This window comes from Citrobacter sp. RHBSTW-00524, from assembly GCF_013747755.1.
GTDB lineage: Bacteria > Pseudomonadota > Gammaproteobacteria > Enterobacterales > Enterobacteriaceae > Citrobacter > Citrobacter braakii.
The window spans coordinates 1,312,180-1,327,590 of sequence record NZ_CP056421.1 but is presented as its reverse complement, the minus strand read 5'-3'; the positions used below and the strand labels follow the sequence as shown (position 1 = coordinate 1,327,590).

9 protein-coding genes, 1 tRNA gene, 3 rRNA genes and 1 other annotated feature are annotated in these 15,411 nt (G+C 51.5%); of the genes, 4 read left to right on the top strand and 9 right to left on the bottom strand.

Annotation, left to right across the window (positions count from 1 at the left end):
• Positions 1–217: 217 nt before the first annotated feature.
• The 7 genes from rrf to rluD form a co-directional block, all read right to left on the bottom strand.
• Positions 218–333: ribosomal RNA gene (gene rrf / locus HV229_RS06350) — 5S ribosomal RNA — on the bottom strand.
• Between the two features lie 97 nt (positions 334–430).
• A 23S ribosomal RNA gene (locus HV229_RS06345) occupies positions 431–3,337 on the bottom strand.
• A 220-nt stretch (positions 3,338–3,557) separates the two neighbouring features.
• Positions 3,558–3,633 (bottom strand) — tRNA-Glu (locus tag HV229_RS06340).
• A gap of 85 nt (positions 3,634–3,718) precedes the next feature.
• Positions 3,719–5,260 (bottom strand): 16S ribosomal RNA (locus HV229_RS06335).
• The 16S, 23S and 5S rRNA genes sit together here with 1 tRNA gene alongside, the layout of an rRNA operon.
• 416 nt (positions 5,261–5,676) lie before the next feature.
• Positions 5,677–8,250 (bottom strand): ATP-dependent chaperone ClpB, encoded by a 2,574-nt coding sequence (clpB, locus tag HV229_RS06330; protein ID WP_047499529.1) that lies wholly within the window; start codon positions 8,248–8,250, stop codon positions 5,677–5,679.
• Positions 8,251–8,379: 129 nt separating this feature from the next.
• The gene (gene yfiH / locus HV229_RS06325; RefSeq protein ID WP_075847604.1) at positions 8,380–9,111 is read right to left on the bottom strand and encodes a purine nucleoside phosphorylase YfiH; all 732 of its coding nucleotides are present in this window, start codon (positions 9,109–9,111) and stop codon (positions 8,380–8,382) included.
• Positions 9,108–10,088 carry a 23S rRNA pseudouridine(1911/1915/1917) synthase RluD gene (gene rluD, locus HV229_RS06320; protein WP_016154063.1) on the bottom strand — a complete coding sequence of 327 codons (981 nt, stop codon included), beginning with the start codon at positions 10,086–10,088 and terminating at the stop codon, positions 9,108–9,110. Before rluD ends, yfiH begins: the two co-directional genes overlap by 4 nt.
• 131 nt (positions 10,089–10,219) lie before the next feature.
• Between rluD and bamD the strand changes: the two genes are divergently transcribed.
• From bamD to pheA, 4 genes are all read left to right on the top strand, one after another.
• Positions 10,220–10,957, top strand: coding sequence for an outer membrane protein assembly factor BamD (bamD, locus tag HV229_RS06315; RefSeq protein ID WP_016154064.1), 738 nt, complete (start codon positions 10,220–10,222; stop codon positions 10,955–10,957).
• Positions 10,958–11,225: 268 nt separating this feature from the next.
• Positions 11,226–11,564: a ribosome-associated translation inhibitor RaiA gene (gene raiA / locus HV229_RS06310; protein ID WP_003031244.1), complete on the top strand. Its 339-nt coding sequence runs from the start codon at positions 11,226–11,228 to the stop codon at positions 11,562–11,564.
• A gap of 102 nt (positions 11,565–11,666) precedes the next feature.
• Positions 11,667–11,792: a sequence feature (Phe leader region), on the top strand.
• Positions 11,668–11,715 (top strand): pheA operon leader peptide PheL, encoded by a 48-nt coding sequence (gene pheL / locus HV229_RS06305; protein WP_100250063.1) that lies wholly within the window; start codon positions 11,668–11,670, stop codon positions 11,713–11,715. (Overlaps the previous feature by 48 nt.)
• A 22-nt stretch (positions 11,793–11,814) precedes the next feature.
• Positions 11,815–12,975 (top strand): bifunctional chorismate mutase/prephenate dehydratase, encoded by a 1,161-nt coding sequence (pheA, locus tag HV229_RS06300; RefSeq protein WP_181547098.1) that lies wholly within the window; start codon positions 11,815–11,817, stop codon positions 12,973–12,975.
• A gap of 101 nt (positions 12,976–13,076) precedes the next feature.
• Here pheA and tyrA read toward each other — a convergent pair whose 3' ends face one another.
• Together tyrA and aroF are read right to left on the bottom strand one after the other, a co-directional pair.
• Entirely contained in the window at positions 13,077–14,198 is a 1,122-nt protein-coding gene (gene tyrA / locus HV229_RS06295) for a bifunctional chorismate mutase/prephenate dehydrogenase (RefSeq protein WP_016154066.1), read from the bottom strand.
• A gap of 10 nt (positions 14,199–14,208) precedes the next feature.
• The gene (gene aroF / locus HV229_RS06290; protein ID WP_016154067.1) at positions 14,209–15,279 is read right to left on the bottom strand and encodes a 3-deoxy-7-phosphoheptulonate synthase AroF; all 1,071 of its coding nucleotides are present in this window, start codon (positions 15,277–15,279) and stop codon (positions 14,209–14,211) included.
• Positions 15,280–15,411: the final 132 nt, after the last annotated feature.

Here is a 15,411-nt window from a genome sequence, read left to right as displayed (position 1 = left end):
TAAATGTTATATAATTGTTATAAATTATTATGAGAGAAAGATCACGGTTTTCATTAGCAGAGAAAGGATTCAGATATGTTCGAGAAAGAGAAAAATCGGTTTGAAATAGAGTGGGCTTTTATGGGCTGGATAAAACGGTACGCTGCATCGGCAGTCTTCATTCCCTGCAGACGCAAAGAAGCCCATCCGGCAGGATGGGCTTCTTCACTTATTTGATGCCTGGCAGTTCCCTACTCTCGCATGGGGAGACCCCACACTACCATCGGCGCTACGGCGTTTCACTTCTGAGTTCGGCATGGGGTCAGGTGGGACCACCGCGCTACAGCCGCCAGGCAAATTCTGTCTATCAACACACCTCTCAGGTCTGTCGATGTAATCTGTAATCAAGCTGAATTTCGTGTCTCTTTCGCCAAAACACCTTCGGCGTTGTAAGGTTAAGCCTCACGGTTCATTAGTATCGGTTAGCTCAACGTATCGCTACGCTTACACACCCGACCTATCAACGTCGTCGTCTTCAACGTTCCTTCAGGACCCTTAAAGGGTCAGGGAGAACTCATCTCGGGGCAAGTTTCGTGCTTAGATGCTTTCAGCACTTATCTCTTCCGCATTTAGCTACCGGGCAATGCCATTGGCATGACAACCCGAACACCAGTGATGCGTCCACTCCGGTCCTCTCGTACTAGGAGCAGCCCCCCTCAATTCTCCAGCGCCCACGGCAGATAGGGACCGAACTGTCTCACGACGTTCTAAACCCAGCTCGCGTACCACTTTAAATGGCGAACAGCCATACCCTTGGGACCTACTTCAGCCCCAGGATGTGATGAGCCGACATCGAGGTGCCAAACACCGCCGTCGATATGAACTCTTGGGCGGTATCAGCCTGTTATCCCCGGAGTACCTTTTATCCGTTGAGCGATGGCCCTTCCATTCAGAACCACCGGATCACTAAGACCTGCTTTCGCACCTGCTCGAGCCGTCACTCTCGCAGTCAAGCTAGCTTATGCCTTTGCACTAACCTCCTGATGTCCGACCAGGATTAGCTAACCTTCGTGCTCCTCCGTTACTCTTTAGGAGGAGACCGCCCCAGTCAAACTACCCACCAGACACTGTCCGCAACCCGGATCACGGGTCTACGTTAGAACACCAGCCATTAAAGGGTGGTATTTCAAGGTTGGCTCCATGCAGACTGGCGTCCACACTTCAAAGCCTCCCACCTATCCTACACATCAAGGACCAGTGTTCAGTGTCAAGCTATAGTAAAGGTTCACGGGGTCTTTCCGTCTTGCCGCGGGTACACTGCATCTTCACAGCGAGTTCAATTTCACTGAGTCTCGGGTGGAGACAGCCTGGCCATCATTACGCCATTCGTGCAGGTCGGAACTTACCCGACAAGGAATTTCGCTACCTTAGGACCGTTATAGTTACGGCCGCCGTTTACCGGGGCTTCGATCAAGAGCTTCTCCTTACGGATAACCCCATCAATTAACCTTCCGGCACCGGGCAGGCGTCACACCGTATACGTCCACTTTCGTGTTTGCACAGTGCTGTGTTTTTAATAAACAGTTGCAGCCAGCTGGTATCTTCGACTGATTTCAGCTCCATGAGTAAATCACTTCACCTACATATCAGCGTGCCTTCTCCCGAAGTTACGGCACCATTTTGCCTAGTTCCTTCACCCGAGTTCTCTCAAGCGCCTTGGTATTCTCTACCTGACCACCTGTGTCGGTTTGGGGTACGATTTCGTGTTACCTGATGCTTAGAGGCTTTTCCTGGAAGCAGGGCATTTGTTACTTCAGCACCGTAGTGCCTCGTCATCACACCTCAGCGTTAGCAAGACTCCGGATTTACCTGGAATCTCCGCCTACATGCTTAAACCGGGACAACCGTCGCCCGGCTAACATAGCCTTCTCCGTCCCCCCCTCGCAGTAACACCAAGTACAGGAATATTAACCTGTTTCCCATCGACTACGCCTTTCGGCCTCGCCTTAGGGGTCGACTCACCCTGCCCCGATTAACGTTGGACAGGAACCCTTGGTCTTCCGGCGTGCGGGTTTTTCACCCGCATTATCGTTACTTATGTCAGCATTCGCACTTCTGATACCTCCAGCATGCCTCACAGCACACCTTCAACGGCTTACAGAACGCTCCCCTACCCAACAACACATAGTGTCGCTGCCGCAGCTTCGGTGCATGGTTTAGCCCCGTTACATCTTCCGCGCAGGCCGACTCGACCAGTGAGCTATTACGCTTTCTTTAAATGATGGCTGCTTCTAAGCCAACATCCTGGCTGTCTGTGCCTTCCCACATCGTTTCCCACTTAACCATGACTTTGGGACCTTAGCTGGCGGTCTGGGTTGTTTCCCTCTTCACGACGGACGTTAGCACCCGCCGTGTGTCTCCCGTGATAACATTCTTCGGTATTCGCAGTTTGCATCGGGTTGGTAAGTCGGGATGACCCCCTAGCCGAAACAGTGCTCTACCCCCGAAGATGAGTTCACGAGGCGCTACCTAAATAGCTTTCGGGGAGAACCAGCTATCTCCCGGTTTGATTGGCCTTTCACCCCCAGCCACAAGTCATCCGCTAATTTTTCAACATTAGTCGGTTCGGTCCTCCAGTTAGTGTTACCCAACCTTCAACCTGCCCATGGCTAGATCACCGGGTTTCGGGTCTATACCCTGCAACTTAACGCCCAGTTAAGACTCGGTTTCCCTTCGGCTCCCCTATTCGGTTAACCTTGCTACAGAATATAAGTCGCTGACCCATTATACAAAAGGTACGCAGTCACCCCATAAAGAGGCTCCCACTGCTTGTACGTACACGGTTTCAGGTTCTTTTTCACTCCCCTCGCCGGGGTTCTTTTCGCCTTTCCCTCACGGTACTGGTTCACTATCGGTCAGTCAGGAGTATTTAGCCTTGGAGGATGGTCCCCCCATATTCAGACAGGATACCACGTGTCCCGCCCTACTCTTCGAGTTCACAACACATGCACTTTTGTGTACGGGACTATCACCCTGTACCGTCGGACTTTCCAGACCGTTCCACTACCACACATGCTGATTCAGACTCTGGGCTGCTCCCCGTTCGCTCGCCGCTACTGGGGGAATCTCGGTTGATTTCTTTTCCTCGGGGTACTTAGATGTTTCAGTTCCCCCGGTTCGCTTCATTACGCTATGTATTCACGTAATGATAGTGTGACGAATCACACTGGGTTTCCCCATTCGGAAATCGCCGGTTATAACGGTTCATATCACCTTACCGACGCTTATCGCAGATTAGCACGTCCTTCATCGCCTCTGACTGCCAGGGCATCCACCGTGTACGCTTAGTCGCTTAACCTCACAACCCGAAGATGTTTCGTAAAACACTTCAGTGTTGCGAAAATTTGAGAGACTCGGACACACCGCTTTTCATTTCTTGTTTACGGAGAAATGAAACAGTGTGTCGTTTCAATTTTCAGCTTGATCCAGATTTTTAAAGAGCAAATATCTCAAACGAGACTCGAAAGTCTGTTTTGAGATACTTCGGTCGGCGACTTTCACTCACACATACCAGCAAGTGGCGTCCCCTAGGGGATTCGAACCCCTGTTACCGCCGTGAAAGGGCGGTGTCCTGGGCCTCTAGACGAAGGGGACACTGAAGTCTCAATCGCAAGACGCCTTGCTATTTACTTTTCATCAGACAATCTGTGTGAGCACTACAAAGAACGTTTCTTTAAGGTAAGGAGGTGATCCAACCGCAGGTTCCCCTACGGTTACCTTGTTACGACTTCACCCCAGTCATGAATCACAAAGTGGTAAGCGCCCTCCCGAAGGTTAAGCTACCTACTTCTTTTGCAACCCACTCCCATGGTGTGACGGGCGGTGTGTACAAGGCCCGGGAACGTATTCACCGTGGCATTCTGATCCACGATTACTAGCGATTCCGACTTCATGGAGTCGAGTTGCAGACTCCAATCCGGACTACGACATACTTTATGAGGTCCGCTTGCTCTCGCGAGGTCGCTTCTCTTTGTATATGCCATTGTAGCACGTGTGTAGCCCTACTCGTAAGGGCCATGATGACTTGACGTCATCCCCACCTTCCTCCAGTTTATCACTGGCAGTCTCCTTTGAGTTCCCGGCCGAACCGCTGGCAACAAAGGATAAGGGTTGCGCTCGTTGCGGGACTTAACCCAACATTTCACAACACGAGCTGACGACAGCCATGCAGCACCTGTCTCAGAGTTCCCGAAGGCACGTTCGCATCTCTGCAAACTTCTCTGGATGTCAAGAGTAGGTAAGGTTCTTCGCGTTGCATCGAATTAAACCACATGCTCCACCGCTTGTGCGGGCCCCCGTCAATTCATTTGAGTTTTAACCTTGCGGCCGTACTCCCCAGGCGGTCGACTTAACGCGTTAGCTCCGGAAGCCACGCCTCAAGGGCACAACCTCCAAGTCGACATCGTTTACGGCGTGGACTACCAGGGTATCTAATCCTGTTTGCTCCCCACGCTTTCGCACCTGAGCGTCAGTCTTTGTCCAGGGGGCCGCCTTCGCCACCGGTATTCCTCCAGATCTCTACGCATTTCACCGCTACACCTGGAATTCTACCCCCCTCTACAAGACTCTAGCCTGCCAGTTTCGGATGCAGTTCCCAGGTTGAGCCCGGGGATTTCACATCCGACTTGACAGACCGCCTGCGTGCGCTTTACGCCCAGTAATTCCGATTAACGCTTGCACCCTCCGTATTACCGCGGCTGCTGGCACGGAGTTAGCCGGTGCTTCTTCTGCGAGTAACGTCAATTGCTGCGGTTATTAACCACAACACCTTCCTCCTCGCTGAAAGTACTTTACAACCCGAAGGCCTTCTTCATACACGCGGCATGGCTGCATCAGGCTTGCGCCCATTGTGCAATATTCCCCACTGCTGCCTCCCGTAGGAGTCTGGACCGTGTCTCAGTTCCAGTGTGGCTGGTCATCCTCTCAGACCAGCTAGGGATCGTCGCCTAGGTGAGCCGTTACCCCACCTACTAGCTAATCCCATCTGGGCACATCCGATGGCAAGAGGCCCGAAGGTCCCCCTCTTTGGTCTTGCGACGTTATGCGGTATTAGCTACCGTTTCCAGTAGTTATCCCCCTCCATCGGGCAGTTTCCCAGACATTACTCACCCGTCCGCCACTCGTCACCCAAGGAGCAAGCTCCTCTGTGCTACCGTTCGACTTGCATGTGTTAGGCCTGCCGCCAGCGTTCAATCTGAGCCATGATCAAACTCTTCAATTTAAGTTTGATGCTCGTGAATTAAACTTCGTAATGAATTACGTGTTCACTCAGAGACTTGGTATTCATTTTTCGTCTTGCGACGTTAAGAATCCGTATCTTCGAGTGCCCACACAGATTGTCTGATAAATTGTTAAAGAGCAGTGCCGCTTCGCTTTTTCTCAGCGGCGCGGGGTGTGCATATTACGCCATCCCGCTACAGAGTCAAGCGTTTATTTTCGCCTTTCTCCGCTGACCCGGCGGTTTGTAATCCGTTGTTCCGTGTCAGTGGAGGCGCATTATAGGGAGTTATTTCAGGCTGACAAGTTAAAAATACAAAAAACTTATCAAGCGACTACTTTTCAACCATTACATTGATTTTTGCTTTGTTTTTAAACAAAAACGAGCCCCGCAGGGCTCGTTTATTGTCGTTTTGTGACTTACTGCACTGCCACAATGCGATCGTCATTCACTTCCAGCCGAATCGTTTTGCCTGGAATCAGCTCACCAGACAGAATTTGCTGCGCCAGCGGGTTTTCGATCTGTTGCTGGATAGCACGTTTGAGTGGACGTGCGCCATACACCGGATCGTAACCATTCGCACTCAGCAGTTTAAGCGCCTCGTCAGAGATATGAATTTCATAGCCACGCTCTTCCAGACGTTTATACAGACGTTGCAGTTGGATCTGTGCAATAGAAGCAATGTGCTGCTCACCCAACGGATGGAATACAACAACTTCATCTATACGGTTGATGAATTCCGGGCGGAAATTATGGCTCACGACGCCCAGGACCATATCCTTCATGTGGCCGTAGTCCAGCTCACCGAAACGTTCCTGAATCAGATCGGACCCCAGGTTCGAGGTCATGATGACAACCGTATTACGGAAGTCGACCGTTCTCCCCTGCCCGTCAGTCAGACGACCATCGTCAAGCACCTGCAACAGAATATTGAACACATCCGGGTGCGCTTTCTCCACTTCATCCAGCAGGATGACAGAGTAAGGACGACGACGTACCGCTTCTGTCAGATATCCACCTTCCTCATAGCCGACATATCCCGGAGGCGCCCCGACCAGACGAGACACCGAGTGTTTCTCCATAAACTCGGACATATCGATACGCACCATGGCATCATCACTGTCGAACATAAAGTTTGCCAGCGCTTTGCACAGTTCAGTTTTACCGACACCGGTTGGGCCGAGGAACAAGAACGAACCAATCGGGCGATTCGGATCGGACAAGCCAGCACGGCTACGACGGATGGCGTTAGAAACGGCTTCCACCGCTTCGTTCTGGCCAATCACGCGGCTGTGCAACTGCTGCTCCATACGCAACAGTTTTTCCCGTTCGCCTTCCAGCATGCGAGCAACCGGGATCCCGGTCCAGCGCGCCAGCACTTCTGCAATTTCTGCATCCGTGACTTTATTACGCAGCAGACGCATGGTTTTGCCTTCAGACTGGGTGGCTGCTTCCAGCTGTTTTTCCAGTTCAGGAATTTTGCCGTACTGCAGTTCAGACATCCGCGCCAGGTCGCCGACACGACGCGCCTGTTCGATGGCGATTTTCGCCTGCTCCAGCTCAGCCTTGATAGTTTGCGTTCCCGAAAGGGATGCTTTTTCAGCTTTCCACTCTTCTTCTAATTCAGAATACTGGCGCTCTTTATCGTCCAGCTCTTCGTTGAGCATCTCGAGACGTTTTTTACTCGCCTCATCAGACTCTTTCATTAATGCCTGCTGTTCCAGTTTGAGCTGGATAATACGGCGGTCGAGTCTGTCTAGTTCCTCCGGCTTGGAGTCAATCTGCATACGAATGCTGGATGCCGCCTCATCGATAAGGTCGATAGCTTTGTCCGGCAACTGACGATCGGCAATATAGCGATGAGACAGCGTAGCTGCCGCAACAATCGCCGGGTCAGTGATCTGCACATGGTGGTGCAGCTCATAACGTTCTTTCAGGCCACGCAGAATCGCGATGGTGTCTTCTACTGAAGGTTCGGCTACAAATACTTTCTGGAAACGACGTTCCAGTGCCGCATCTTTTTCGATGTACTGGCGATATTCATCAAGCGTTGTTGCGCCTACACAGTGCAGTTCCCCGCGTGCCAGCGCAGGTTTCAGCATGTTCCCGGCGTCCATTGCGCCATCGGCTTTACCCGCCCCAACCATGGTATGCAACTCATCAATAAACAGAATGACATTGCCTTCCTGTTTCGAGAGATCGTTCAGCACGCCTTTTAAGCGTTCTTCAAACTCACCACGATATTTGGCCCCAGCCACCAGCGCACCCATATCCAGCGCCAGCACACGGCGACCTTTTAAGCCTTCCGGCACTTCACCATTGATAATTCGTTGGGCCAGCCCTTCAACGATGGCCGTTTTACCAACACCTGGTTCGCCGATTAACACCGGGTTATTTTTAGTACGACGCTGCAGTACCTGAATGGTACGGCGAATTTCTTCATCACGCCCGATAACCGGATCGAGTTTGCCCTGCTCGGCACGTTCGGTCAGGTCGACGGTATATTTTTTCAAGGCCTGACGTTGGTCTTCAGCCCCCTGGTCATTCACGCTTTCACCTCCACGCATTTGTTCAATTGCCTGAGTGATATTCGCGGTCGTCGCACCTGCTGATTTTAGTAAATCGGTCAGCGTACCGCGTGACTCAAGCGCCGCCAGTACGAACAGTTCTGACGAAATAAAGTTGTCCCCACGTTTTTGCGCCAGCTTGTCGCAAAGATTCAGTACACGCACCAGATCCTGAGAAGGCTGCACATCACCGCCGGTACCTTCTACCTGCGGCAACCGGCTCAACGCCTGGTCAATGGCTGTACGTAACTGGCCAGCATTAATGCCAGCAGACGTTAATAAAGGACGTACCGATCCCCCTTCCTGATTCAGCAAGGCGCTCATTAGATGAAGTGGTTCGATGAATTGATTGTCGTGCCCCAATGCGAGTGACTGGGCATCGGCAAGAGCAAGCTGGAATTTATTAGTAAGACGATCCAGACGCATAACTCCTCCCATAACAGGTCAAAATTGCTACTGGAGATTAAATGAGGTCATCCCTCAATTATTCAAGGTGAATGACCTGAATTATGTGAAAAGAAAATTACACGTACCGGATCGTCTTGATTCTTTAGGTTATATCAGCCAAATAAAACTTGCCATACGACCCGTGGTATTGTCGCGACGATAAGAGAAGAACGTCTCACTTTCGCTGAAGGTGCAACGGTCGCCGCCGTAGATGTTCTCTACTCCGATATTTGCCAGACGCTGACGCGCAAGCTGGTAAATATTCGCCAAATATTTATCGCCATGCGGTACAAATGCGAGGACCGCTTGCGGATCTTTCGCCATGAACGCTGCGCGAACTTCTGCTCCCACTTCAAACGCGTTCGGGCCAATCGCCGGGCCTAGCCAGGCAATAATGTTTTCAGGTTTGTCGGCAAAACACGCCACCGTCTCTTCCAGCACGCCGGCGCATAATCCGCGCCAACCCGCATGTGCCGCCGCGACTTCCGTTCCTGCGCGATTGCAAAACAGCACCGGCAGACAGTCGGCCGTCATCACTGCACACACGGTGCCCGGCGTGTTACTGTAAGAAGCATCCGCACGTTTGGAGGCGTAAGGCTCGCCGGTCAGTTTCAGGACATCCTTACCATGGACCTGCTCCAGCCAGACTGGCTTTGACGGCAGATTGCCCGCAGCAAACAGCCGCTTGCGGTTCTCTTCAACATGCTCCGGGTTGTCGCCGCAATGGGCGCCCAGATTCAGCGAATCATAAGGCGGCATGCTAACACCGCCAATACGGGTAGAACTACACGCAACAACACCTTGCGGTATCGGCCACTGCGGGACAATTAGCTTACTCATAGCCAGGCAATATCATCCTTATGTTCTTCGAAATCAGCGCGCATCACTTCAATCAATTGCACCATATCTTGTGGAATCGGTGCGTGCCATTCCATTTCGATACCTGAAATTGGGTGATATAAACGCAGCATAGTCGCGTGCAGCGCCTGACGATCGAACTTACGCAGCACGGAGATAAATTCGTCAGAAGCGCCTTTCGGTGGACGCGGACGACCGCCGTAGACCTGATCGCCCACCAGCGGATGGGTGATATGCGCCATGTGCACGCGGATCTGGTGCGTACGTCCGGTTTCCAGACGCAGCCGCAGACGCGTGTGCACACGGAAGTGTTCCATAATGCGATAGTGCGTCACCGCCGGTTTCCCCATCGGGTGTACCGCCATGTGCGTACGCTTGGTCGGGTGGCGGCTAATCGGTTCCTCAACGGTTCCGCCTGCCGTCATATGACCAATCGCCACGGCTTCGTACTCACGGGTAATTTCACGCAGTTGCAGCGACTCCACCAGACGCGTTTGCGCCGGAACGGTTTTTGCCACCACCATTAATCCGGTCGTGTCTTTATCCAGACGGTGCACGATACCAGCACGTGGAACATCCGCGATTGGCGGGTAGTAATGCAGTAATGCATTCAATACCGTGCCATCAGGATTACCGGCCCCCGGATGCACTACGAGGTCACGGGGTTTGTTGATGACAAGAATATCGTCATCTTCATAAACGATATCCAGTGGGATATCCTGAGGTTCAAAACGAACCTCTTCATCAATTTCTGCAGTGATGGAGACGCGCTCTCCACCCAACACTTTTTCTTTCGGTTTATCGCAAAGATTGCCATTTACCAGTACGCGCTGGTCAAGGATCCATTCTTTTATGCGCGATCGCGAATAATCAGGGAACAATTCGGCCAAAGCCTGATCTAAGCGTTGACCGAGCTGATTTTCGGAGACTGTTGCGGTGAGTTCTACTCGTTGTGCCATAAACTGCTTCTTCGTTTAACGTTGGGTTTTACGGCTTTGCCGTTTAATATAGTGTGCTATTGTAGCTGGTCTTAACCGGGAGCAGGAACAGAGAATCTCCCGTAAAACATTTTGAGGAAAGTCAAAACGTCATGACGCGCATGAAATATCTGGTGGCAGCAGCCACGTTGAGCCTGTTTTTGGCGGGTTGCTCTGGTTCAAAGGAAGAGGTGCCCGATAATCCGCCAAATGAAATCTACGCGACTGCTCAGCAAAAGCTGCAGGACGGTAACTGGAAACAGGCAATAACGCAATTAGAAGCGTTGGATAACCGTTATCCATTTGGACCGTATTCTCAGCAGGTGCAATTAGATCTCATCTACGCCTACTACAAAAACGCCGATCTGCCACTTGCTCAGGCTGCCATCGATCGTTTTATTCGTCTTAACCCGACACACCCTAACATTGATTATGTCATGTATATGCGTGGCCTGACCAATATGGCGTTGGATGATAGCGCACTGCAAGGATTCTTTGGTGTTGATCGCAGCGATCGCGATCCGCAACATGCCCGAGCTGCGTTTAATGACTTTTCCAAACTGGTACGTGGCTATCCGAACAGCCAGTACACCACTGACGCCACCAAACGTCTGGTATTCCTGAAAGACCGTCTGGCGAAGTATGAATATTCCGTTGTGGAATACTACACTGCCCGCGGTGCATGGGTTGCCGTGGTAAACCGTGTAGAAGGCATGCTGCGCGACTTCCCGGATACTCAGGCAACACGCAATGCCCTGCCGTTGATGGAAAATGCTTATCGCCAGATGCAGATGAATGCGCAGGCAGAAAAAGTAGCGAAAATCATTGCCGCCAACAGCAGCAATACCTGATTTATCTCAGAATGCAAACGGCAGCCCAAAGGCTGCCGTTTTTTTATCCGTAAACACCACAACTGAAGCGGTTTAGCCGCAACGCATCTCATCAAATATGGCCTGCTTTCAGGTATTCCTCAAGTAAAAAATCGCTTGTTCCTGCGGTGCCTCACAAAAAGGTTTTCTTGACAAAAAGCGACAAAAAAATGTGATTAATATCACACATTTTGACATTAGGAACGGTATGCTGGAATCACCAAGACGGGAAAGACAAGAGGTAAAATTTATGACAATGAACATTACCAGTAAACAAATGGAAATTACTCCGGCAATTCGCCAGCATGTCGCAGACCGTCTCGCCAAACTCGAAAAATGGCAAACTCATCTGATTAATCCACATATCATTCTGTCTAAGGAGCCGCAGGGTTTCATTGCTGATGCCACCATCAATACACCGAACGGACATCTGGTCGCCAGCGCAAAACACGAGGATATGTACACCGCAATTAACGATTTGATCAACAAGCTGGAACGGCAGCTCAATAAAGTGCAGCACAAAGGCGAAGCCCGTCGTGCAACAACTTCAGTCAAAGACGCCAACTTCGTCGAAGCAGAAGAAGAGTAGTCCCTTACATTGAGTGTATCGCCAACGCGCCTCCGGGCGCGTTTTTTGTTGACAGGGTGAAAACAGTACGGGTACTTTACTGACGTAGCCAAAGGAAAATTACATGAAACTTGTCCCGTTCTTCTTCGCATTCTTTTTTACCTTCCCCTGAATGGGAGGCGTTTCGTCGTGTGATAAAGAATGCGAAGACGAACAATAAGGCCTCCCACAACGGGGGGCCTTTTTTATTGATAACAAGAAAGGCAACACTATGACATCGGAAAACCCATTGCTGGCGCTGCGCGATAAGATCAGCACGCTGGATGAAAAATTACTGGCCCTGCTGGCTGAGCGACGTGGACTGGCCGTAGAAGTTGGCAAAGCTAAGCTGCTTTCACATCGTCCAGTTCGTGATATCGACCGTGAGCGCGATCTGTTGGACCGACTGATTCAGCTTGGCAAAGCACATCATCTTGATGCTCACTACATCACTCGCCTGTTCCAGCTCATAATCGAAGACTCCGTCCTGACTCAGCAGGCACTGCTCCAGCAGCATCTGAATAAAATTAACCCACACTCAGCACGCGTTGCTTTCCTCGGGCCAAAAGGGTCATATTCTCATCTTGCCGCACGTCAATATGCTGCCCGCCATTTTGAACAATTTATAGAAAGCGGCTGCGCGAAATTTGCCGATATCTTTAATCAGGTCGAAACCGGACAAGCTGACTACGCAGTGGTTCCGATTGAAAACACCAGTTCCGGTGGGATTAACGACGTTTACGACCTGCTACAGCACACCAGCCTGTCTATCGTTGGCGAGATGACTATCACGATTGACCACTGCCTACTGGTGTCCGGCACGACAGATCTCAAGACCATTGAAACGGTATATAGCCATCCGCAGCCATTCCAGCAGTGCAGCAAATTCCTGAGTCGTTACCCGTACTGGAAGATTGAGTACACCGAAAGCACCTCGGCGGCGATGGAAAAAGTTGCGCAGGCTAACTCACCGCGCGTGGCGGCTCTGGGGAGCGAAGCCGGAGGCGTACTATACGGTTTGCAGGTTCTCGAGCATATCGAAGCTAATCAGACGCAAAACATCACCCGCTTCGTGGTACTGGCGCGCAAGGCAATCAATGTTTCCGATCAGGTGCCAGCAAAAACCACGTTGCTGATGGCGACAGGACAACAAGCCGGTGCGTTGGTAGAAGCTCTGCTGGTACTGCGCAACCATAATCTGATTATGACTAAACTGGAGTCACGCCCGATTCACGGCAATCCGTGGGAAGAAATGTTTTATCTTGATATCCAGGCCAACCTGGAATCACCCCAGATGCAAAAAGCATTGAAGGAGTTAGGTGAGATTACGCGCTCGATGAAAGTACTTGGCTGCTATCCAAGTGAGAATGTGGTGCCGGTCGATCCAAGTTAACGTTTGACAATGCCGGATGGCGCTACGCTTATCCGGCATTCTATTTAGCCGATCCTTGTATGACTGATACAACGCATCAGCGTTGCCATCAAGCATCGTATTTATTGGCGACTATCGTTAGCCTGGCGCAACAAAGTACGGCTTTCGTTCTGGAAGCGTTTCGCATAATCACCAAACCAGTGCTCCACCTTACGGAAGCTGTCGATGAACGCTTGCTTATCGCCCTGCTCCAGTAAACCGATCGCCTCACCAAAACGTTGGTAGTAGCGTTTGATCAGCGCAAGGTTACTCTCAGACGACATAATGATATCGGCATAGAGCTGCGGATCCTGGGCAAACAGACGTCCGACCATCGCCAGTTCAAGGCGATAAATCGGCGAAGAGAGTGCCAGTAACTGCTCCAGTTGAACATTCTCTTCCGCTAAATGCAGACCGTAAGCAAAGGTCGCAAAGTGACGCAATGCCTGAATAAATGCCATGTTCTGGTCGTGTTCAACAGCACTGATCCGATGCAGTCGCGCACCCCACACCTGAATCTGTTCCAGAAACCACTGATAAGCTTCCGGCTGACGTCCGTCACACCAGACGACGACCTGCTTTGCCAGACTGCCGCTGTCCGGGCCAAACATAGGGTGTAATCCCACCACCGGGCCGTCGTGCGCCGCCAGCATCGCCTGCAAAGGACCATTTTTCACCGAAGCCAGATCCACCAGGATGCAGTCGGACGGCAGACGCGGTAATTTGGCGATCACCTGCTCAGTGACATGGATCGGCACGCTGACGATCACCATGCCAGCATCAGAGACGATCTCCGGCGCACGATCCCAATCCTGCTGTTCCAGGATCCGTACCTGATAACCTGACAGGGTGAGCATTTTTTCGAACAGACGTCCCATCTGACCGCCGCCGCCGACAATCACCACCGGTCGCAGAGAAGGACAAAGCGTTTTAAATCCTTTGTCGTTCTCACTGGAGTAAGACTCGCGCATAACCCGGCGCAGCACATCTTCAATCAGGTCCGGCGGCACGCCAAGGGCTTCCGCTTCCGCCCGGCGGGAGGCCAGCATTGAGGCTTCCCGTTCCGGCACGTAGATAGGCAGCCCAAAGCGGCTTTTTACTTCACCGACTTCGGCCACCAGCTCCAGGCGACGTGCCAGTAAACCCAGCAGCGCCTTGTCGACTTCATCAATTTGATCGCGTAATGCGGTCAATTCAGCAACCATAACCAACCTCTTATGCTACACGCGCCGACAGCTGGCCGTTTAAATCCTGGCTAATTTCACGCAGTAGCGCATCCGTCATTTCCCAGCTAATGCAGGCATCAGTTACAGACACGCCGTATTTCATTTCGCTACGCGGCTGTTCAGAAGACTGGTTGCCTTCGTGAATATTACTTTCAATCATCAAGCCAATGATCGAGCGATTGCCATCTTTGATTTGTGCAATCACGGATTCAGCCACGGCAGGCTGGCGGCGGTAATCTTTATTGGAGTTACCATGACTGCAATCTACCATCAGAGAAGGTCGTAGTCCCGCCTGCTCCATCTCTTTTTCGCACTGGGCGACATCTGCCGGGCTGTAGTTCGGCGCTTTACCACCGCGCAGGATCACGTGACCGTCCGGGTTACCCTGAGTTTGCAGCAGTGCAACCTGTCCAGCCTGGTTAATACCAACAAAGCGGTGCGACTGTGCCGCCGCGCGCATCGCGTTAATGGCGGTCGCCAGGCTACCGTCAGTACCGTTCTTAAAGCCGACCGGCATCGAAAGACCGGAAGCCATTTCGCGGTGAGTCTGCGATTCCGTGGTACGCGCACCGATTGCAGACCAGCTAAACAGATCGCCCAGGTATTGCGGGCTATTGGGATCCAGCGCTTCAGTTGCCAGCGGTAGTCCCATATTCACCAGTTCAAGCAGCAGCTGACGCGCAATTTTCAGGCCGGCTTCAACATCAAAAGAGCCATCCATATGAGGATCGTTAATTAACCCTTTCCAGCCGACGGTGGTACGGGGTTTTTCAAAATAGACACGCATCACCAGGTAGAGGCTATCGCTGACCTCTGCGGCAAGGGCTTTAAACCGACGAGCGTACTCAATAGCCATTTCAGGATCGTGAATGGAACACGGGCCACATACCACCAGCAGGCGCGGATCGCGACCAGAGATAATATCTGAAATGGTTTTACGCGACTGGGAGATTTGCGCTTCTTGCGCCTGGCTCAGCGGGAATTCAGCTTTCAGCTGCTCCGGAGTCATCAGAACCTGTTCGTCGGTAATATGTACGTTGTTCAGCGCGTCTTTTTGCATGGTGGTGATCCTGTTTAGCTCGTTTGCGATAGTTGGTCCTCAGCGAGGAGGTGATAACGATAACACAACAGGTAAAGATTTCAATCCACAAACCGTAAATTTTAATTTACAACACACACTTTAATGACAGAA